This is a genomic window from Halomonas sp. BLK-85, assembly GCF_044792155.1.
Classification (GTDB): Bacteria; Pseudomonadota; Gammaproteobacteria; order Pseudomonadales; family Halomonadaceae; genus Vreelandella.
Genome location: NZ_CP087731.1, coordinates 2788644 through 2810289 on the forward strand (window position 1 = coordinate 2788644; position 21646 = coordinate 2810289).

Consider the following 21646-nt stretch of genomic DNA (forward strand, 5'->3'; position numbering starts at 1 on the left):
TTGACCGAGGGAATACGCGATGCTGACTGTCTACCTGTCCCACGGCCTTGAAAGCGGGCCAAATGCCATGAAGATGCAGGCCCTGAAAGGCGTGATAGAGACGCTTGATGACTGCGAGGCGGTGGTGATGGATTACCGCAACATGCCAGACCCGGCTACCCGGCTGGAACACCTGTATGCCACTCTGGATGCCCGTTCCGAACCGGCCACCGACTGGGTGATGGCAGGCTCCAGCCTCGGCGGCTGGTTAAGCGCCATGGTCTGCGCGCGCTACAAGACCCGCGGCTGTTTCATGCTGGCGCCGGCGCTGGGTCTGCCCGACTACCCACAAACCTCCCCCACCCTGCAGCCCTGCCATACGCATATCATTCACGGCTGGCAGGATGACATTGTGCCGCCCGGCCCGGTCATCGACATTGCCCGACAGCAGCACCTTCCCCTACGCATGGTTGATGACGGCCACCGCCTGCACGCCAGTATGCCGACCATTCTTGGCGACTTTGATGCCTTTCTGAAGCAGTGCCTGAGCGACGACAGCCGCTGAAAACTGGTTTGAAAGCGCAAAAAAGACCCGATAACGTTAGACATAGGCAAACAAAACCTCTACAAATAATATACACACATACGGAGGTGAACCATGTTCGGTTTATTCAAGAAAGACCCCGCCAAGAAGCTACAGCAGCAGTACGAGAAGAAACTCGAAGAGGCCATGCAGGCCTCCCGCAATGGCGATATGCGCGCCAATGCCACCCTGACCGAGGAAGCCAACGCCCTGCTGGCTGAAATCAATAAACTCAAAGCCCAGGACTGAGCCCATGTTGCGCCTAGCCCCTGCCTTACGCGCCTTATGGCTCGTACCACTGGCGAGTGTTTCCGGCATATCGCTTGCCGCCACAGACAGTGACCAGTGTGCTCACCCCGGCCAATGGTGGCAGGGCGGGCAAGCCGTTACGGCGAACAGCCTGTTTGAACAGGCCGCCGACCAGGATGTCGTGCTACTGGGGGAATACCATGACAGGATGAGCCACCATCGCTGGCAGCTGCATACCCTGGCGGGGCTGGCCGCCCACCGCGACAAGATGGCCATAGGGCTGGAAATGCTGCCGCGTGACGCCCAGCCGGCCCTGGATGCCTGGGTGGCGGGTGAGCTGTCCGAGGCGCAGTTTCTCCAGCAGAGCCAATGGCAAGAGGCCTGGGGCTTCGACCCTGACCTCTATTTGCCCATCCTGCATTTTGCCCGTATGCAGCAGATTCCGCTGCTGGCCATCAACATCAAGCCGGAGCTGCGCCGCCGGCTGGCCACCGAGGGGTTCGATGCCGTCAGCGCCGAGCAGCGTTTCAACATCGAAGCGCCGGCGCCCGCCAGCGACGCTTACCGCCAGCGCCTGGAACAGAGCTTCCAGATGCACCCCACCAGCATGGGCGCTGAGGGCCATGGGAATGAAGATCAAGAAGGTGATAACGCCTTTGAGACCTTCCTTAACGCCCAGCTGACCTGGGATGCCGCCATGGCCGATGGCCTGGCTTCCGCCGTTGACGATGACACCCTGGTGGTCGGGCTGATGGGCGTGGGCCACCTGGCATACGGCGACGGTGTTCCCTACCAGCTGGAGGCCATGGACATCACCGATACGCTGTCGCTGATGCCCACCCCCCTGGAAGCCTGCGAGCCGCCTGACAGCCAGCTGGCGGATGTGCTTTATCTGCTGGGCGATGAAGCGGCCGCAGAGACACCACCGCCCCGCCTGGGCGTGCAGATTGCACCGGGTGAGGATGGCGTCAGTATTGTTGCCATCCGAGAAGATTCCCTGGCCCATGAGGCCGGGCTTCAGCCAGACGATACAGTGACGCAGGCTGCCGGGCAGGAGGTACGTGCCCCGGGGGAACTGATTGCCACCGTTCAGCGTCAGGCACCGGGCACCCTGCTGCCCCTGGAGATCCTGCGTGACGGCAGCCGCCAGGAGATACTGGTACGTTTTCCACCCGCTGCACCCTTGAGGTAACCCGATGAGGCTGTTTGCCCTGTTGTGTAGCCTGGGGGTGTGGGCCGGCCTGTGGACGACAGGCGCCCTGGCGACAGCGCCAGCACCACAGGCAGATATCGAGAAATCTTTTCAGGTAGCCCTGGACCCGGGAGAGCGCTCGATCAGCGGCACCCTGGTGCTTCGTCTGCCCGAGGATAGCGATGCCGAGCCACTCACCTTCACACTGGCCTCCGGCCTGAACCTTGAGCGGGCCGAACAGGCTGAAGAACCGCTTGAGTGGGAAGAGACCGGCTCAGGCCGCTATCGGCTTGAGGCGCCTGCCCCGCAGTCACCGATCACCCTGAGCTGGTCAGGCCAGCTTCCGGCTCAGCTGCCTGGCGGCGGCTATTGGTCTGAAGATAACCTCTGGCTACCCGGTCAGCTGGCCTGGTACCCAAGGTTGGATACCAGTGCGCCCTTTGCCGCCGACATTGAGGTTTCCACCCCGGACAGTATCGAAACCGTTGTCAGCGGCCACTGGCTGGGCACCGCCAGCCAAGACAACCAGCGCCAATCACGATTTGCTCACCCCCAGGCCCGGCAGTTATCGCTCGCGGCCGGTCGCTGGCAGGCAGCAACCCGTGACATTGCCGGCGACGGCACTGAAAGTGTCACGCTTCGCACCCTGTTCCCGGAGAGGCTAAGCGCTGGCTTTGCCGATACTTATCTGGACGCCGCCGAGCGTGCTCTGCTGCTGTTTCAGCAGCGTCTCGGCCCTTACCCCTATTCAAGCTTTACCATGGCCGCCTCATCGCGCCCCATCGGCTTTGCCTTTGCCGGTTTCACCCTCTTGGGCGAGCAGGTCATCGCGCTGCCCTTTATTCCGCATACCTCGCTGCCTCATGAACTGATGCACGGCTGGTGGGGCACCGCCATACAGGCCACACCGGGCCAGGGTAACTGGAGCGAAGCCCTGACCACCTACCTGGCCGACTACGCCATGGCGGCACAAAAAGGCGAAGAAGGCGCTCTGCGCCAACGCTGGCTGACCGACCTTAACGCCCTGCCGGATGCCGACCATCTGGCCCTGCAAGACTTTGGCTACCAGCGCCAGCCCCAGGACCGCCTGATTGGCTACCAGCACGGCGCCATGCTCTTTCATATGCTCGAAGCGCAGATAGGCACATCGGCCTTTGACAGCGCATTGCGCCAACTGATTGACCAGCATCGTTTCGGGCAGGCCAACTGGCAGGCTATACAAGACGCTTTTGAAGACACTTCCGGCCAGGCGCTGGGCGGGTTCTTTGACGCCTGGGTGGCGCAACCCGGCCGCCCGACGCTGGGCATGAACACCCCCCGCCTGGAAGAAACGCCAGAGGGTTACAGGGTCACGTTCAACCTGAGCCAGACGGCGCGCCAGCATGACCGCCATGACGATGAGGAACGGCGATGGCCGCTGCGACTTCCGGTAGACATTCACTATGCGCAAGGAGAGACCGATCGCACCTGGCTCAACCTGGAAACGGCCAGCGAGCGTTTCACTCTCGATACCCGTGAACGCCCCACCCGCATGGTCATCGACCCGGATTACCAGGTGTTGCGACAACTGCCCAACGCGCCGGAAACCCTGCGCGAGCTGAGCCTGGCCACAGAGACCCGCTGGCTGCGCCTGGGTGCCTTCCAGGAGCTGCCCCTGCCGCGTGGCGCTACTGAACTCGACAGCCTGCCGGATGACCTGACGACCACCCCGCTGTGGGTGATCGGTACGCCGGATGAGATTGCAAAGTGGTGGGACGACCAAGGCCTTGAAGCCCAGGCTCAACCCCCCGCAGAACAGCCGCAAGACGCCCCTGACGGGACGCTATGGCGTCAACCCGGCACCCAGCTGGGCATCATCAGCGCCCCCACGCCGCAAGCCGCCATGCGCCTGGTGCGCGGCCTGCGCCACTGGGGAAGCGCCAGTTACGTTGTACTCAACGATGGCGACACCCAACGCGGCACCTGGGAAAGCGAGCCTGCCTTGCAGCATACTTTTTGACCCATGCTTTGCCACCAGCCATTATTCATCCGCCAGCGCGGGCAGCAGCGCCTTGAGTTTGCGCGTCAGGGTATTGCGCCCCCAGCCCAGCAGTTCGGCGGCCTCGCCCTTGCGCCCACCGGTGTGTTTTAACGCCGTCTCGATCAGGATGCGTTCAAAATCGGGCACGGCTTCTTCCAGCAGGTGCGTATGCCCCTCTGCCAGGGCCTGATCGGCCCAACTGCGAAAGGCACTGCGCCAGTCCCCGTGCAGGGTACCTTCCAGGGTATCCGCATCGCGCAGCTCGGGCGGCAGGTCTTCCACCAGTATTTCCCGCCCGGAGGCCATAACCGTCAGCCAGCGGCAGATGTTCTCCAGCTGGCGCACATTGCCCGGCCAGGGCAGATGGGTCAGATGGGCTTCCGCCTCGGGTGTCAGCACCTTGATATCCGTTGACAGCTCCTTGGCCGCTTCGGCCAGGAAGTGCCGGGTCAGGCGGGGAATATCCTCGCGCCGCTCTGACAGGCAAGGTAAATGCACCCGGATCACGTTAAGGCGATGGAACAGGTCCTCGCGGAAACGCCCGTCTTCCACCAGCGATTCCAGGTTCTGGTGGGTGGCAGCAATAATCCGCACATCAACCCGCACCGGCGTATGCCCCCCGACCCGGTAGAACTCACCGTCCGCCAGCACCCTCAGCAAGCGCGTCTGGGTTTCGGCGGGCATGTCACCGATCTCATCCAGAAACAGAGTGCCGCCGTTGGCCTGTTCAAAGCGGCCCTGACGCTGGGCCGCGGCACCGGTGAAGGCGCCTTTTTCGTGGCCGAACAGCTCGGACTCGATCAGATCACGCGGAATCGCCGCCATATTCAGGGCAATAAACGGCTTGCCCGAACGCGGGCTGTGCTGATGCAGCGCCTGGGCCACCCGCTCCTTGCCGGTGCCAGATTCACCGTTGATCAGCACGGTAATATGCGAATGCGACAGCCGCCCGATGGCGCGAAACACCTCCTGCATGGCCGGGGCTTCGCCAATGATTTCCGCGTTCAGGCCTTCCGGCACGCTGACCGGCTGCTGGCGCTCGCGGGCATGGGCCACCGCCCGGCGCACCAGCGCCAGGGCTTCATCAACATCAAAGGGTTTGGGCAGGTATTCAAAGGCACCGCCCTGATAGGAGGCGACGGCACTGTCCAGATCCGAGTGGGCGGTCATCACGATAACCGGCAGATCCGGGTGGGCGTCACGGATCCTGGCCATCAGATCCAGGCCGTCAATCCCCGGCATGCGGATATCGGTCACCAGCACATCCGGCGGCTCGGCAATCAGGCGCTCCAGCACCGTATCCGCACGCTCGATACATTCAACGTCCAGATCAGGCTGCGCCAGGGCGCGCTCCAGTACCCAGCGAATCGCGCGGTCATCGTCCACAATCACCACACGAGCAACATCGGTCGAGTGAACTTCAGTCATGGCGCTTCTCCGGTGAAATCAACCAACAAATCAGTAGATGGCCCCATCAGGCCGGGCCATCCATAAACAGGGGAATCAGTAAACGAAACTCCGTCCGCCCAGGCCGGGACTCGCACTCGATCAGCCCCTGATGCTGGTGCAGGATCGACTGGGCGATCGACAGCCCCAGGCCGCTACCTTCAGCGCGCCCGGACACCATGGGGAAAAACAGCGTTTCCTGGAGACTGTCCGGCACCCCCGGCCCGTTATCAATGATGCCCACATCGCACACCAGCCGGTGCCGCTCGGCGCCCAGGGTAAACTGTCGCCGTGCCCGGGTGCGTAATACCAGCCTGGGCGCCTGCACACTGGCATCGTTCATCGCCTGAACCGCATTACGGGCCACGTTGAGGATCGCCTGGATCAGCTGGGCCTCGTCACCGGACAGGTCCGGCAGGCTGGGATCATAGTCACGCTCAATACGCACCTGGGGGTGCTCGGCAATCAATAAGGCACGCACCCGCTCCAGTACCTTATGAATATTGACCGGTGAGTGCTTCACCATGCGATTGGGTCCCAGCATGGAATCCACCAGATCGCGCAGGCGGTCAACTTCTTCAACAATAATATGGGTAAATTCCTTCAGCCCCGGATCAGAAAGATCCCGCTCCAGCAGCTGCGCTGCGCCGCGAATGCCGCCCAGCGGGTTTTTCACCTCATGGGCCAGGCCGCGGGCCAGCACCTTGATGGTTTCCTGGCGGGTCGTCAGCGCTTCCTCACGGGAAATCTGCATCAGCCGGTCACGAGGCTCAATTTCCAGCAGCAGCTCATCGGCGGACAGCGGTGTCACGGTGTAGTCCACTGTCAATGGCTCACCGCTCATCGGGATGACCCGGGCCTCGCGCTGGGTAAAGGGATGAAAGGCATCACGGGCCTTGATCAGGACATCCTCAATCGCCTCCTCCTCGCCCAGCAGCCCCTCCAACCGCGACCCCATCACACGACTGATACTCACCGCCAGCAAGGCTTCTGCTGCCGGGTTCATCCACCGCACCTGCAGCTTGCCATCCAGGAGCAAAACGGCAGTGGTGAGGTGGTCAAGCAAGCGTTGGTACATATCACTACCTGTGATCGAGTGGCATGGTGATGGAACTGCAAAAAGCGCGCCAACCTGGCGCAGCTTACTGACACAGCGTTAAGCCAGGGCTGGCCGCGCTTACACGGGCTGTTCGCGACCAGAATGCCCGCCATGATGCGCCCACTAAAGCACCATTATGGTGCAACATGAAACCGCACCATCGGGGTCTGATGGCGCACCCGCCCCTGGGCATCCAGCAATTCAGCCTGAAGCTGGTGCACGCCGGCAGGCAGATTGGCCATCCAGAAAGCCTCGCTGTGCATCGCGCTCTGGTTGATTTCACCATTAAGGCGCAAACGCAGCTGGTGGTCGTCACGCAGCGCCGGGCTCAGATCAATCTCGACCGCTGTGGCAGCGCTATTTAATCGCGCCTGATGGGCAGGATAGGCTATGGTAAAGCGATCATAAGGCATGAAGGGCGGGCCGGGAGCAGGCTTGCCTGATGGCTCAGAAGCCGGTGATGACGAAGCGACACCCGGCAGCGGCGCCAGCTCCACAGCTTCACCACCCCGCGCCGGGTTATCGGTAAAGGTGACGCGGCCTTGCTCATCCACCACCCGATAAACCGCCTGGGCTGCCAGCGATGGCGCTCCAACCAGCAAGGCCGCCCCGAGCACTCCCGCGCAAAGCCGCTGCCATTGCTTTTCTGCTGTGTGTTTGGCCATTACCGCCCCCTAACAAAAAACCCCGCCGAGGCGGGGTTTATAACGGATCACGTCGGGTTATGCCCCCTGGGTGATCATAGCAGCTTAGTTCAGCATCAGTGCTTATATCAGCAAGGTGCTTAGCAGCTGTAGTACATGTCAAACTCGATCGGGTGCGTGGCCATACGCATACGCTCGACGTCTTCCATTTTCAGTTCGATGTAGGCATCGATCATTTCATCGGTGAACACGCCACCTTCAGTCAGGAAGGCGCGGTCAGTATCGAGGGCTTCCAGCGCCTGATCCAGGCTGTGCGCAACGGTCGGCACGGCCTTGCCTTCTTCCGGCGGCAGGTCGTAGAGGTTTTTGTCCATGGCATCGCCAGGATGGATCTTGTTCTTGATACCATCGATACCGGCCATCAGCATGGCTGAGAAGCACAGGTAGGGGTTGGCGGTCGGGTCAGGGAAACGCAGCTCGACACGCTTGCCTTTCGGGCTGGCGGTATACGGGATACGGATGGACGCGGAACGGTTGCGGGCGCTGTAGGCCAGCATGACCGGCGCTTCAAAGCCCGGCACCAGACGCTTGTAGGAGTTGGTTGAGGCATTGGCAAAGGCGTTCAGGGCACGGGCGTGCTTGATGATGCCGCCAATGTAGTAAAGCGCCATTTCAGACAGGCCCGCGTACTCGTCACCGGCGAACTGGTTCTGACCTTCTTTCCAGAACGACTGGTGAACGTGCATGCCGGAGCCGTTATCACCCACGATCGGCTTGGGCATGAAGGTGGCCGTCTTGCCATAGGCATGTGCCACGTTGTGGATCACATACTTCATTTCCTGAACTTCGTCGGCCTTCTTCACCAGGGTGTTGAACTTGACGCCGATTTCGTTCTGGCCGGCGTTGGACACCTCATGGTGATGCACTTCTACCGACTGGCCAATCGCTTCCAGGGTATTGCACATGGCACTACGAATATCGTGGAAGCTATCCACCGGGGGAACCGGGAAGTAGCCGCCTTTGACACGCGGGCGGTGGCCCAGGTTGCCGCCTTCCACCTGACGGTCAGTTGACCAGGCACCTTCTTCTGAAGAGATCTTGTACATGGCGCCTTCAATATCGGCCTTCCAGTGTACTTCATCAAAGATAAAGAACTCAGGCTCCGGGCCAAAGAAGGCGGTATCGCCCAAGCCGGTAGACTGCAGATAGGCTTCAGCGCGCTTGGCAATAGAACGCGGGTCACGATCGTAGCCCTGCATGGTGGCCGGCTCGATGATATCGCAGCGCAGCACCAGGGTAGCGTCTTCGGTGAAGGGATCCAGGTACGCTGAACCGTCTTCCGGGCGCAGGATCATGTCGGATTCGTTGATGCCTTTCCAGCCATTGATGGAGGAACCATCAAACATCTGGCCATTTTCAAAAAACTCTTCATCCACGTCACGCGCAGGAATCGTCACGTGCTGTTCCTTGCCGCGCGTATCAGTAAAACGCAGGTCGACCCACTTGATGTCGTGTTCTTCGATGAGTGCAATTGTCTTGGTTGACATGGTGTCCTCCGGTTTAGGCGTAACTGAGCGTATCTGGGCACCTGTTGGTACCTTGCGTATTACCTGAAGCTTCAGGCAAGACGCAGAACAGGCCAAACGCGGTGCAAAGTTAAATCGGCTACTGTTTTAGCACGTCCAGGCATCCGCTGCCTATGACCTTAGCCGCTGACATTTATAATGCAGGTTGTATGCCAACCACGCACCAATAAAGGGTATAAAAAAATAAACTCCTGTTTTAGATGATATTTATCCGCTTTTTCAAAATCACTCAATGCCACATAAAAGAGCAAAACGTATTTCCCAACGCCTAAATGCCACTAAAAGGCGACCCATCCCAGTATTAACGCACCAAAAAAGCACAGATAAAACCCATATTGCACCATATAAGTGCAAAAGGCTTGCAGAAGTGACGACCAGGCCCTTGACGCCTCCTCTTTCCCCTAATCCGGATGTGCTCTAGTGTGTAGGTAAGGCCAACCGCGCAGCCTGACGCTTTCAATCAGCCACCAGCCTGGCGGACTTCACACTCTTTCCAGCCAAGGAAATAACCATGCACAAGCACATCGAATGGGACCCCACCGACGGCGACAGCGTCACCGCCAACCTCAACCCCGACACCCCTTACCCGGGCGAGATCCTTTCCGCCCGCTACAAAGGCTGCAATGTGCGCGTCAAGGTAGAAACCTACCGCGAGGATGACTGCGTCAGCGTCGCCAGCGTTGTGGCTCTCATCACCCCCAGCGGCAAACGCAAGGAAAGCCACCACGACCTGCAACTCGGCGACATCGTCCGCCTGCCGGATGACAAGCGCAGCATTGAACGCTGGCATGAAGAAGATCAGCAAGGGGATGAATAAAGAGGCGTTGATGATGCTTACCACCGATTCATCAACGCCACCCCGTCATTCCCGCGTGCTTTTAACGGGATTCCATGTTGATCTTGGTGTTCTTGCCGCTGCAGGAAAGCCAATCTTCCTACACGCATAAGGAAGAAGCACAAAAGTCCCCGGCAGCATCACCTGCTTCGCACAGCGCTTGCGCAAATTCAGAGTTGCCTGTGCGCCAGCGAACAATATCGTCATTAGCTGTATAGAAGGCTTGTGATGAATGAGCACTTAGATGGAAACAACCGCGAAGGGCCTTGTCATTTTTCGCTGATGCCGCGGTCGGCGGTGAAACGCCTGGATTGGTTGTGCTGCCGTTGGCGGTGCTGTGGCTGTCGGGCCCACCACAACGGTAGCGTCAACAATGTTAAAAACCCATTGTTGGTTTTAGAGGACTAAACACCTGGATTGTGTTGTATCTCAGTAGAGGAGACGTTCATTGCAGCGAACGTCTCCATTTAGCAGCCTTTACCAGAGAAATTACTGTTTCATGCAAGCCTTTCCGCTTGGCCAACAAAAGCACCTTCTCCCTGACATGACACTGCATACGACATAGTCACTGCATGCCGCCCATACACAGGTATTTCAGTTCCATAAATTCATCCAGCCCGTAGTGGGAACCCTCGCGGCCCAGCCCGCTTTCCTTGATGCCGCCAAAGGGGGCTACTTCGGTGGAAATGATGCCCTCGTTGATGCCTACTATGCCGGTTTCCAGGGCCTCAGCGACGCGCCCTATGCGTTGCACGTTGTTGCTGTAGAAATAGGCCGCCAGGCCAAACTCGGTGTCGTTGGCCATGGCAACGGCCTCGGCTTCAGTCTCGAACTGAAACAGTGGTGCAACCGGGCCAAAAGTCTCGGCCTTGGCAATCTGCATATTCTGGGTGACGCCTGTGAGTATGGTGGGGGTGTAAAAACACCCGGCAAGACCTTCCAGGCTCTGGGGGGTGCCGCCACACAGTATGCTTGCGCCCTTGTCGGTGGCGTCCTGAACATGCGCTTTGACCTTGTCGAGCGCGGCCTGATTGATCAGGGGCCCTTGGTCGGTGTCGCCCTCAAGGCCGGCGCCCACTACCAGTTTGGCCACGGCGTCAGCGAGTTTTTCACTGAATGCCTGGTACACGCCAGACTGCACGTATACTCGGTTGGCGCACACGCAGGTTTGCCCGGTGTTGCGGTACTTTGATGCCATCAGGCCGGCCACAGCCGCATCAAGGTCAGCATCGTCAAAGACGATAAAGGGCGCATTGCCACCCAGTTCCAGGCTGACTTTTTTAACGGTACTGCTGGCCTGAGACATCAACAGCTTGCCCACCGGAGTGGAGCCCGTAAAGGTGACCTTGCGGACCTCGGGGTGGGTGGTCAGCGTCTTGCCTATGTCGGGCGCCTGCGCTTTTGAGCAGGTCACCACGTTGAGCACACCGGGGGGAATGCCGGCCTGCTCGGCCAGTTCAGCCAGTGCCAATGCACAAAGCGGGGTGTCTTCAGCAGGCTTTACCACCACGGGGCAGCCGGCTGCCAGGGCCGGCCCAACCTTGCGGGTCATCATCGCAATCGGGAAGTTCCATGGGGTGATGGCGGCCACCACCCCGATAGGCTGCTTGATGACCATGATCCGCTTGTCAGGGCCGTGGCCTGGGATGACATCACCATAGGCGCGTTTGGCTTCTTCTGCGAACCATTCAACAAAGCTGGCGCCATAGGCGACTTCGCCCCGTGCTTCTTTCAACGGCTTGCCCTGCTCAGCCGTCATCAACCGGGCGAGCGCTTCCTGATTGGCCATGATCAGATCAAACCAACGCCTTAACAGCCCTGCCCGCTCTTTGGCGGTGAGCGCTCGCCACGCTGGCCAGGCGGCGGTAGCTGCGTCTATCGCCCGACATGTGTCGGCCTGGTTCATGTCTGGCACATTCGCCAGCGTCTCGCCGGTGGCCGGGTTGATCACCGCAAAACACGCGCCGGTTTCGGCGAGCACCCATTGGCCGTTCAGGTAGGCATTTTCGCGCAGCAAGGGAAACTCGCTAGATACCTGGTGGGTTGAATGAGCCATGAAACACCTCTTGTAAGAAAGGGTTGGTCGGTGCAGTCAGAGCAGGTAGCTTTCTACCACGTCTCTGACAAACACGGCGTAGTCATCGACCGCTACGTTCTGGTCGCGATACTTTCTGCGCTTCAGGTACCAGTCCTGAAGTAGGGCCTTGATCATTGAGGCTACCAGGCGAACATTGCGTGCCTGATACACTCCAGCCTGTATGCCATCTTCAATCATGCCCAGGAAAATCGCCTCGATTTCGAGTTCAATCGCAATGGCGTCGCGCTTTTCTTCCGCGGGCAGGCTTTTCGCTTCCATATACGAAAAATAGAACCAGGCTCGCATCATCTCACTTAGGTAAAGATGCGCTTTGATCGCTGCAAACAGGCGGCTGCGTTGCTCTTGAATGCCGTTGGTATAGTGAAGCAGCGTCCAGCGAGTCAGCACAAAACCATGGCTCTGTATCAGATGAATCAGGTCATCCTTGTTACGAATGTAGGCATAGAGCCCACCCATACTCATGTCCGCATCGGCACAGAGGTCACGCAGGGTCATTGCATGAAAGCCTTTTGAGTTGGCAAGGCGCAGGGTTGAATCAATGATCCGAGTCAGGTTCTTGACCGCGGTGGCCTCCTTCTTGATGCTGATCCTGTCCTGGTTCTGGCGATAGACGTCACGGATCACATCTTCCTTGGACAAACTAAGCTCTTGCCGAAAGGCCTCATAATGCTCGATTTTAGGGGCATCAAGATTGCCTCTTGCGTCTGAGCCATTTTGATTGCTGGGTCCAGTATTGTAAGCCACGCTGCGCGTCTCCTTATGCTATGGCGTGCATGATGGCCCCCTGAGGGGCCTTGCGTTTCATGCTACCGACAGGAAGCGGTCCTGGGTTGCCTGATCGGCTCGCAGTGCCTCACTGCTTGAGGCATGCGCCACTTGGCCTTTTTCAAGTATGTAGGCGCGTTGGGCATGTTTAAGGGCAAACCTGACGCTCTGGTCGGTGAACAATATCGTGGTGGTATGGCTCAGATCGTCGATCAGCTCACCTATCTGCTTCACGATGACAGGGGCCAGCCCCTCATTGGGCTCATCAAGCAGCAACAGCGATGGCTGGATCATCAGCGAGCGGGCTACCGCCAGCATCTGCTGCTGGCCTCCGGAAAGCGTCGCTCCATCCTGATCAGCGCGCTCGCCGAGCATCTCGTATTTATCCAGGATCCCCTTGACTGTCCAGTGGGCGGCAGTACCTTTACGACGATAGGCCGCCACCTCCAGGTTATCGCGTACCGTCAGCCCCGGAAAAATACGCCGATCCTCGGGCACATAACCAATGCCTCCCCGGGCAATACGATGAGGGGGTTGTCCCTGTATCGGGGTACCTGCATGAATCACCTCACCTGAACGCGGTGGCGTCAGCCCGACAATACTTTTCAGCGTTGTACTCTTGCCGGCGCCATTGCGACCCAGTATGCAAACGGTCTCACCTTCTTCAAGCTGGAGGGTGACCCCTTGCAATGCCTGACTTTCACCATAGAAGGTCTGGATATTGCGTACATCGAGCATCATGGGCTGGCCTCCTCAACCGCTTCGTCTTCTTCTTCGCCAAGGTAGGCGCTACGAACCTCAGGGTGATGCTTGACTTCTTCGGGGGTGCCAGCAAACAGCTTTTCGCCCCGATGCATGACCAGTATCCGATCGGCCAGATCAAACACCACCCCCATGTCGTGTTCGGTGACCAGAAAGGTGTACTCGCCGCCACTGGCCAGATGCTTGATCAAGCGGGTGGTGCGCCGGGTTTCATCCGGGGTCATACCGGCCGTGGGCTCATCGAGGAGCACAAGCTTGGGCTGAGTGGCAAGCACCATGGCTATCTCCAACAGACGTTTATCGCCGTAACTGATCACTTGAGCCAATTGATTGTAGAGGCCGTCGATGCCCAGCCGTTCAAGATAGACCATCGCTTCCTTCTGAACAGCGGTGTTGCGCGCGGCAATATTGAACAGCCGGCGGCTATGCCTGTGGTAGGCAGTCAGCACCACTTCCACATTTTCGCGTACCGTCATTTCCGGGAAGATATTATTGATCTGGAAAGACCTCGACACGCCCATCCGGCTGATCTTATGCGGGGCAAGCCCGGTGATATCGGTGCCATCGAGCGTGATCCGCCCTTCAGTGGGCATCATGCGTCCGGAGACCATGTTGTAGAAGGTGGTTTTGCCCGCGCCGTTAGGGCCAATGATGGCAATGGTTTCCTTGGGCGCTACCTCAAGGTTAATGCCGGATACGGCCGTTACGCCGCCAAAGCGCTTGGTCAGATTGTCAATCGACAATAAAGGCGTTGTCATTTTTTGACCTCCATCCACCAGTCAACGGCTGTACCAAGCAGCCCCTTGCGAAAAAAGATCACCATCAGGGCCAGAATGATGCCGAGCACCAGCATCCAGGACTGGGTAACACTGGTGATCCAGGTTTCCAGCAGTACAAAGACGGCGGAACCAATGAAGGGCCCCAGAAAGTAGCCGGTGCCGCCCAGTATCGCCATCAGGATCGGCTCGGCAGACATCGACCAGTGCATCAGCTCAGGGCTTGCAACGCGCAGGAACGGGGCCATCAGCCCGCCCGCCAGGCCTGCAAAGGTGCCGGCAATCACAAAGGCCGCCAGGCGATAGGTGCGCACATTCAGGCCCGCAAACGCCACCCGTTCAGGGTTCTGGCGGATCGCCTTGAGGATCATGCCGAATGAGCTTCTTGAGATCATGAACAGCACCACGCTGGCCATCGCGACCAGGACCAGGACCACCTGATAGTAAACCGCAGGGTCCACCAGCATCAGATCAATCCCGAGACCAAAACTCCCCAGGGTAAAACCTGCCAGGCCATCACTGCCATTGGTCAGTGAGCGCCACTGGTAGGCGGCGGCAAACACCATCATGCCGAAGGCCAGGGTCAGCATGGCAAAATAGACTTCATTGAGCCGCACACTGAGGTAGCCGATCACAAGCGCCAGCATGCCGGCCACTCCCATCGAAACCAGCAGACAGGCCAAAAACGGCCATTGAAGATGGATAAGGATAAGGGCAGTAGCGTAGGTACCGATCCCGAAGAAGGCCGCATGCCCAAAGCTCAACATACCGGTATAGCCGAAAATGAGATTGAAGCTGACGGCAAACAGCCCAAGAATCAGAATCTCTGTGAATATAAACACATAGAAAAAGGAGGCAATCCAGGGCACTGCCACAAGGCCCGCGATCACCACGGCCAGCAACACCATCAGAAGAGTATTTTTCATGAGGTTTTCCCCTTCCCGGTGATGCCATTGGGCATGAACAACAGCACCAGCGCCATGCCAACAAAGGGTAGCAGGAGGTTAACTTCAGGGAGATAGCGACCACCAAAGCCATGAATCAGACCAAGAATAAGCGCACCGATCAAGGCACCTGGAAAGCTTCCCAGGCCACCAATCACCACTACGATGAAGGACTCTATGATGATCTTGTCGCCCATCCCAGGGTCCAGCGCACGCATGGGGGCGGCCATGACACCGCCCATAGCGGCCAGCCAGGCACCAAAGGCGAAAACCCCGGTGACCACCAGACGCGTGTTGATGCAAAGTGCCTCGGCCATATCGCGATCAAGGGCGGCGGCACGCATGATACGGCCCACCCGGGTGCGGTTGAACAGGTACCAGAGGCCTGCCAGCAGAATCAACCCGGTCACAATCACAAACAGACTGTAAGTCGCCACGGAACTACCCAAGAGTTCAACCGAGCCAGCCAGCATCTCAGGGGGCTTAACAACGTGAATGCCACTGCCCCACAGCAGGCGGACGCTCTCATTGATGATCAGCAGCACCGCAAAGGTCAACAGCAAGCTGTCGGAAATGTCACGGGAATAGATGAACTGCAACAGAACGCGATCAATCACGACTGCCAGTGCAGCCACCCCGAGCGGCGCGAGCAGAAGCGCCGCCCAGAACGGCATTCCAACCAGATTGATCAGGGTAAAGGCCAGGTAAGCCCCCAGCATATAAAGCGCCCCATGGGCAAAGTTAATGATGTTGAGCACGCCGAACACTATGTTCAGACCAACCGCAATAATGAACAGTAACAGCCCTATATCCAGGCTGTTCAGTAACGCCGCTATGAAACCAGACATGGATCACCTCAGTAGTGAAAACCGTGGCCAGGACGCCTTCCTGGGCGCCCAGGCAGCTAAGGAGAAGACTTGCTCAGAGTTTGCAGCCGGTTTCTTCGATTGAGCGAGCGACGCTTTCGCCTTCAAAGATCTGCAGATTGGTCAGAGTGCGGATGCCGTGCTCTGAGTGCATCGGTCCGGAAACGCCCCAGTTAGGGCTGACCATGGCCTGGTTATCGCCTTCACGGAAGGTCACGGTGCCGTTGGCGGCCTCCATGCTCATTCCGCTGAGCGCCTCTGCAACAGCACTACCGTCGGTAGTGCCCGCGGCTTCCATTGCCTGCTTGTAGGCATAGATGGCGGAGTAGGCACCTTGGGCGTTATAGCTGGGTGGGCTGTCGTAAGCATCCATATACGCGGATACAAAATGCTCATTGAGATCGTTGTCGTAGCCTTCATACCAATAGCGGGTAGAAAGGTGAACGCCTTCCGGCATTTCGTCACCCAACGCCGAGAGTACTTCGGTGGCGGCCCCCACCGTGAACATCAACTCAAGCCCTTGATCAAAGAAGCCACGGTTGTTGGCCTGACGGATGAAGTTGACCAGATCGCCTCCCCATACCGATATCAATACGCCTTCGGCATCCGAATCCATGACGCGATCAATAAAGGGGGTGAAGTCTTCTGCGCCAAAGCGCGGAAAGTTGGTTTCCGACATCAGGTTGACGTCGGGGTTGATATCCTTGAGGTAATCACCGAAAAACTCCCAGGATTGATAGCCAAAAGCGTAATCAGGCCCGATCGTGGTCCAGTTGGTAGCATTTGTCTCGGCGGCCACCATGGCCGCGGCCTTCATGTTCTGGGCCACGTTGACGCTGATCCGGTAGGTAAAGGGGTTACACAGCTCACCGGTGACATCCGGGGTGGCGGCGTGGGTGATGATCAAGGGTTTATGGAGTGAGGGCATGGTCGGCACCATGCCTTGGGCGACGCCGGAGCTGTCCAGCCCGACCAGGGCGGCGGCATCTTCAGAAAACACGAGTTTACGGGCCGCCTGTATGGCCACTGACGCCTTGCCCTGGCTGTCCTCGTAGAGCATCTCGATGTCACGACCGAGAATCCCGCCATCGGCGTTGATTTCTTCTACTGCCAGATCAATGCCGCGCTGGGCAAACTCGCCGTAGGTGGCTGCACTGCCCGAGAGAATATAGATACCGCCAATGCGGATCGGATCCTCTGCCTGACTGATCGTCGCAGCACCCAAGGTGCCGGCTGCCGTCATCGCGATCAAAAGGGGTTTGATGGAAAATGCTTGCATGATGGTGCTCCTGTGTACTTATCGTTGTTGTCACTGGCTGTGGTTTATCACGTTCGGTCTTTCTGCTTCCGATCATGGAATTTATTGTTATCGTTGCGTTAGCCGTGGCGTTTATAAAACGCTCTGCTCGGCATCGATCAGATCCTCCTGTTGATAGTGTCAGTGGTTATCGGGAGTCGATATCCCTGGGTGTGGCTTCCGTGCGTGAGGCATCCTCGATCAGGCGATCCCTGAGAATGTTCTTGCGGACCTTGCCGGTCACCGTCTTTGGCAAAGCACCAAATACCACCTTGCGCGGGGCCTTGAAGTTAGCCATGTGATCACGGCAGAAGGTGATCACGTCTGCTGCCTGAAGCGCACTGTGGTCGGCCGGATCAATAAAGGCACAGGGCACCTCTCCCCATTTATCATCGGCCATGGCAACCACGGCGGCTTCGCGTATCTCGGGATGGCGATACAGAACTTCCTCGACCTCAAGGCTTGAGATATTTTCGCCGCCAGAAATGATGACGTCCTTGGCCCGATCGCGAACCTCGACATAGCCGTCAGGGTGGGTTACAGCTAGGTCCACGGTATGAAACCAGCCGCCGGCGAAGGCTCCGGCTGTGGCCGCCGGGTTTTTCAGATAGCCTTTCATCACGGTATTGCCACGCACGCAGATTTCACCCAGGGTACTGCCATCGGCGGGCACTGGTTCGCCGGTATCCATGTCCAGGACGCTGATGTCATCAAGCCCCAGAGTGGCAACTCCCTGGCGGGACATCTTGAACGCGCGCTGTTCGTCAGACAGGGCCTGCCATGCCGGCTGCTCAACGCACAGCGCGGAGGGGCCGAAAGTTTCGGTAAGCCCGTAAAGGTGGGTAATCTGAAAGCCGATGGCATCGGCCTGGCGAATCACGCGGCTGGGCGGCGCCGCCCCGCCAAGGGCGAACCGGGTGGGATGACTCAATACCTGCTGACGCTGGCCAAGATCCTCTAGCAGGATGTTCATGACCACCGGAGCGCCGCACAGATGAGTCACCCCATGGGTTTCGATACGTTGATATATCTGCTGTGGATCGATCTCTCGCAGACAGACATGGGTGCCGCCCACCGCGGTGATTGCCCAGACATAACCCCAGCCGTTGCAATGAAACATCGGTAGGGTCCATAAGTAGGTCGTGCCGGCATTCATGTCAAACGCCATGGCATTGGACAGCGCCGCCAGATAGGCGCCTCTGTGATGATATACCGCGCCCTTGGGATTGCCGGTGGTGCCTGAGGTGTAATTGAGGCTGATGGGATCCCATTCATCCGCTGGCCGCCGCCAACCAGTGTCTGCAGAACCTTCCTCGAGCAGTGCCTGATAGCTCAGCTTGGCATGGCCTTGATGTTCACCACCGTCACGCTCGACCGCCACGCAAAGCAGTGAAGACAACCAGGGTGAATCAGGTTGTTCCAGTGCTTCCTGGACCAGGGTTTCCCACTGGGTGTCATAGATCAGCGCACAGGCTTCGCTATGGGTGAGGATAAACGCAAGCGTTGCCGCATCAAGGCGGATATTGATGGGTACAATGACCGCACCCGCCATAGGGATGCCGTAATGGGCTTCCAACATTTCGTGACTGTTCGGGCACAAGACCGCCACGGTATCACCTGCTGCGACGCCGCGCCGGCTGAGGGCGTGACCTAGCTGGCAACAACGGCGGTACAGTGCCTTATAACTGATCTGACCATCATCATCGATGACAGCGGGTTTATCCGGGTAGATATGCGCGGAACGTTGCAGTAGCCCGATCGGTGTCAGCGCCGAATAATTGGCGGCCGTCTTCTCGAGGTCGGCGTACTTGCTCATTGGCGTGTCATGGCTGTAATCAGGATGAGAAGTCATCAGTCATCGCCTCAGGTAGCCAGGGTTATTGACGGCCAGGCGCGCATCTGTCAGCGCACGCAGCAAGGCTTGCAGGGTAGCGTCAGCGACCGACACATCACGCGCACGAATCAGGTCGGCCAGCGCCTGTTCCGGGTTATCAACTGCAAGATCAACAGCACGGGACGAGGCATTGAGCGCCACAAAATCCTGGACGTCACTTTCGATGGCTGACGCCTGCTCACCGTCATTTTCAGTCAGTTCACGGGCCACCATGCCGATAGCGTTGACCGCCATGAGGGCATCATATTTGCGCTGACCCTCAAGCTCTGGAATCACGGATTCCTTTAGCACCCGTCGCGCTTCTTCAAGCAGGTCTTGAGGGAGTGGGCGGTGCATCATGACGTAGCCTCCAATTCCTGAATCTGATCCAGCAAGTCTGATTCCATCTGGGCCACCATGCGGCCGGTGAGCACCAGCTCCAGTGAACGCTGCTGGCCGGAAAGATGGCGTTCAGCCTGCTGCAGGGCAATCATCGCCCAGCGCACCAGAGCCATGACTTCCCAGTAACTAACGGTGGACGCCTCAACCGGGTGCCCGGACGCTTCTCGGTAGCTTTCCAACAGGTCATGACGGTGGCCGACGCCACCCACCTCGAAATGGCTCGCACCGAACCGCCAGCTGCGGCAGCACAGCCAACCCAGGTCTTCAGCCGGATCACTCCAGGACGCAAATTCCCAGTCAAGTACTGCCGTCAACTGATCACCGTCCATCATGTAATTGCCGGTTCTGAAATCGTTGTGGCAAAGCACAACTGGGCCAGCGGGGGGCACCTGGTCAGCCAACCAGTTAAGTGCCCACTCCAGCACCGGGTGAGGTTCATCAATTGCGCCAAGATAGCGGCGATATTCACTAATACGGTGGATGGCTGGGTGTGTAGGCGATGGCGATGGCAACGGCAAGAAGTCAAGGCCTTCATGAGGCGGACGCACACGGTGGAGGTTGGCAAGCTCGATGCCCAGCCGGTGAACGATATCGCGGCGCTGCTGATCGCTGAAAGCTGCCTTGATCAGCTGGCGTGGCGAAGCACTGCCATTTGCTCGGCTCATGACGTAAAACGTCTGGCCACTGATTGACGGATCTTCACATAGCCACAGTGGTTCCGGGGTGGTGACACCAGCGCCATGAGCGGCTTTAAGCACCGCATATTCCTGCACTCGGTTGAGGCTGAAAGCTATACCTGAAGGGGCATCCTGGCGTACCACAAACGCCTGGTGACCTGGCCTGTCGCCGCCGTCAAGTTCCAGAGTCAGGCCAAAGTTATCCTGAATGGCACCGCCGGAAAGCTTGTCAAAACCAATGACAGTTGCCTTGCGTGCGCCAGTCTGGTCGGCAATAAACGCTGCAAAAGCGTCAGCTGTTGGTTCTCCAGAAGACGCTGGGTGCCTGGATGCAGTCATCATTGCGTCTCTCCCCAGCGCCAGAAATCGGTGCCTTCCACAAGCAGGGTTTTTGAGAACACCATTTTGTGAACTTCTGAAGCACCGTCGACCAGACGAGCCTGCCGCGCATAACGATAGATCCATTCAAGCGGAGTATCTTTTGAATAGCCATGCGCGCCACACAGCTGAATGGCGGTATCAACGGCCTTGTGCAAGGTATCCGCCACAGCCACCTTGGCCATGGAGACCTCCTTGCGCGCAAAACTCCCCTGATCCAGGGTCCAGGCAGCATGCATGGTCAACAGCCGGCCTACCTGAATGTCCATGGCAGCCGCGCCCAGCATGGTCTGAACGCCCTCTCGCTCAGCCAGCCGTTGACCAAAGGATTCGCGTGTGTCGACGTAGTCAGTGGCCACTTCAAGCGAGCGGCGGGCAAGCCCCAGCCAGCGCATGCAGTGGGTAAGCCTGGCGATACCAAGCCGGATCTGGGTAACCTTGAGACCATCCCCCACCTCCATCAGGCGGTTATGATCCGGAATCCTGAGACCGTCAAAGCGCAGTTCACAGTGGCCACCATGTTCCTCTGGCCCCATGATGGGTATCCGGCGGACGATATCCCAGCCCGGGTCATCCCTGTGGAACATGAAAGCTGTCAGACCCTTGCGGGGGTCGTCAGACGTCTTGGCTATCAGGATGAAGTGACTCGCATCAGCGGCACCGGTGATGTAATGCTTACGTCCGTGAATCAACCAGTGATTGCCCTCTCGCGTCGCCGTGGTCTGCATCATGCCCGGGTCTGAGCCACAGCCAGGAGGAGGTTCGGTCATCGCAAAAGAAGACCCCACCCGGCCATCGATAATCGGTTCAAGCCAGCGTTCTTGCTGAGCGGCAGTGGCCACCTTGGCCAGTACCATCATATTGCCGTCATCCGGCGCCGCTGAGTTGAACACTACAGGGCCGAAGATAGAACGATTCATTTCTTCATAGCAGGCTGCCATTCCACAGGTATCCAGCCCCTGACCACCCAGATTTTCAGGCATCTGCAGGCACCAGAGTCCCTGTTGGCGTGCTTTGGCACGCAGCTCGGCAAGTCGATCAAGTGCTATATTCTCGTGTTCATCATAAGCACCCGGGTCTTGTTCTAGCGGCAACAGTTCGCTTTCCACGAACGTCCGCACCTGGCGACGGTAGGTTTCATTTTTTGGGGTCAGCGTAAAGTCCACGATCTCTCC

At 58.5% G+C, this 21646-nt stretch carries 20 protein-coding genes; 5 read left to right on the forward strand and 15 right to left on the reverse strand.

The genetic code is table 11. The features are described 5' to 3' along the window. Positions 1-19 precede the first annotated feature (19 nt). The 4 genes from LL947_RS12645 (at position 20) to LL947_RS12660 (ending at position 4002) form a co-directional block, all read left to right on the forward strand. Positions 20-544, forward strand: coding sequence for a YqiA/YcfP family alpha/beta fold hydrolase (locus LL947_RS12645; protein WP_290822939.1), 525 nt, complete (start codon positions 20-22; stop codon positions 542-544). A 93-nt stretch (positions 545-637) separates the two neighbouring features. Next, positions 638-811, forward strand: a complete 174-nt coding sequence (locus LL947_RS12650) for a DUF6435 family protein (protein WP_171701737.1) — start codon at positions 638-640, stop codon at positions 809-811. Positions 812-815: 4 nt separating this feature from the next. Further along, positions 816-2003 (forward strand): ChaN family lipoprotein, encoded by a 1188-nt coding sequence (locus tag LL947_RS12655; protein WP_499833409.1) that lies wholly within the window; start codon positions 816-818, stop codon positions 2001-2003. 4 nt (positions 2004-2007) lie between these two features. After that, on the forward strand, positions 2008-4002 hold the full coding sequence (locus LL947_RS12660) for a M1 family metallopeptidase (protein ID WP_499833410.1): 1995 nt from the start codon (positions 2008-2010) through the stop codon (positions 4000-4002). 21 nt (positions 4003-4023) lie between these two features. Here LL947_RS12660 and glnG read toward each other — a convergent pair whose 3' ends face one another. The 4 genes from glnG to glnA form a co-directional block, all read right to left on the reverse strand. Further along, positions 4024-5451: a nitrogen regulation protein NR(I) gene (gene glnG / locus LL947_RS12665; protein ID WP_290822936.1), complete on the reverse strand. Its 1428-nt coding sequence runs from the start codon at positions 5449-5451 to the stop codon at positions 4024-4026. Positions 5452-5497: 46 nt separating this feature from the next. Continuing rightward, complete coding sequence (gene glnL / locus LL947_RS12670) at positions 5498-6547, reverse strand: nitrogen regulation protein NR(II) (RefSeq protein ID WP_290822935.1); 1050 nt, start codon at positions 6545-6547, stop codon at positions 5498-5500. Between the two features lie 155 nt (positions 6548-6702). Further along, positions 6703-7233 carry a DUF4124 domain-containing protein gene (locus LL947_RS12675; protein WP_499833411.1) on the reverse strand — a complete coding sequence of 177 codons (531 nt, stop codon included), beginning with the start codon at positions 7231-7233 and terminating at the stop codon, positions 6703-6705. A 119-nt stretch (positions 7234-7352) separates the two neighbouring features. Then, positions 7353-8759: a glutamate--ammonia ligase gene (gene glnA / locus LL947_RS12680; RefSeq protein ID WP_404414381.1), complete on the reverse strand. Its 1407-nt coding sequence runs from the start codon at positions 8757-8759 to the stop codon at positions 7353-7355. Between the two features lie 550 nt (positions 8760-9309). On the opposite strand from glnA, the gene LL947_RS12685 reads away from it, so the two are divergent. Continuing rightward, the gene (locus LL947_RS12685) at positions 9310-9615 is read left to right on the forward strand and encodes a hypothetical protein (protein WP_290822932.1); all 306 of its coding nucleotides are present in this window, start codon (positions 9310-9312) and stop codon (positions 9613-9615) included. Between the two features lie 583 nt (positions 9616-10198). Here the strand turns inward: LL947_RS12685 and LL947_RS12690 are convergent. The 11 genes from LL947_RS12690 to LL947_RS12740 form a co-directional block, all read right to left on the reverse strand. After that, the gene (locus LL947_RS12690) at positions 10199-11689 is read right to left on the reverse strand and encodes an NAD-dependent succinate-semialdehyde dehydrogenase (protein WP_499833412.1); all 1491 of its coding nucleotides are present in this window, start codon (positions 11687-11689) and stop codon (positions 10199-10201) included. Between the two features lie 36 nt (positions 11690-11725). Next, the gene (locus LL947_RS12695) at positions 11726-12370 is read right to left on the reverse strand and encodes a TetR/AcrR family transcriptional regulator (protein ID WP_404414385.1); all 645 of its coding nucleotides are present in this window, start codon (positions 12368-12370) and stop codon (positions 11726-11728) included. 162 nt (positions 12371-12532) lie between these two features. Further along, entirely contained in the window at positions 12533-13237 is a 705-nt protein-coding gene (locus tag LL947_RS12700) for an ABC transporter ATP-binding protein (protein ID WP_404414387.1), read from the reverse strand. Then, positions 13234-14016 (reverse strand): ABC transporter ATP-binding protein, encoded by a 783-nt coding sequence (locus LL947_RS12705; protein WP_404414389.1) that lies wholly within the window; start codon positions 14014-14016, stop codon positions 13234-13236. Before LL947_RS12705 ends, LL947_RS12700 begins: the two co-directional genes overlap by 4 nt. Continuing rightward, positions 14013-14960 carry a branched-chain amino acid ABC transporter permease gene (locus tag LL947_RS12710; RefSeq protein ID WP_499833413.1) on the reverse strand — a complete coding sequence of 316 codons (948 nt, stop codon included), beginning with the start codon at positions 14958-14960 and terminating at the stop codon, positions 14013-14015. Before LL947_RS12710 ends, LL947_RS12705 begins: the two co-directional genes overlap by 4 nt. Next, the gene (locus tag LL947_RS12715) at positions 14957-15826 is read right to left on the reverse strand and encodes a branched-chain amino acid ABC transporter permease (RefSeq protein WP_404414393.1); all 870 of its coding nucleotides are present in this window, start codon (positions 15824-15826) and stop codon (positions 14957-14959) included. The genes LL947_RS12710 and LL947_RS12715 overlap by 4 nt, the downstream gene beginning before the upstream one ends. Before the next feature lie 73 nt (positions 15827-15899). Then, on the reverse strand, positions 15900-17123 hold the full coding sequence (locus LL947_RS12720) for an ABC transporter substrate-binding protein (protein WP_499833414.1): 1224 nt from the start codon (positions 17121-17123) through the stop codon (positions 15900-15902). Between the two features lie 166 nt (positions 17124-17289). After that, entirely contained in the window at positions 17290-18993 is a 1704-nt protein-coding gene (locus LL947_RS12725; protein WP_499833415.1) for an AMP-binding protein, read from the reverse strand. Positions 18994-18996: 3 nt separating this feature from the next. Then, positions 18997-19374 carry a DUF6285 domain-containing protein gene (locus LL947_RS12730; RefSeq protein ID WP_404414398.1) on the reverse strand — a complete coding sequence of 126 codons (378 nt, stop codon included), beginning with the start codon at positions 19372-19374 and terminating at the stop codon, positions 18997-18999. Further along, entirely contained in the window at positions 19371-20435 is a 1065-nt protein-coding gene (locus LL947_RS12735; RefSeq protein ID WP_499833416.1) for a phosphotransferase family protein, read from the reverse strand. The genes LL947_RS12730 and LL947_RS12735 overlap by 4 nt, the downstream gene beginning before the upstream one ends. Beyond that, entirely contained in the window at positions 20432-21637 is a 1206-nt protein-coding gene (locus LL947_RS12740) for an acyl-CoA dehydrogenase family protein (RefSeq protein WP_499833417.1), read from the reverse strand. Before LL947_RS12740 ends, LL947_RS12735 begins: the two co-directional genes overlap by 4 nt. Between the last annotated feature and the right edge of the window lie 9 nt (positions 21638-21646).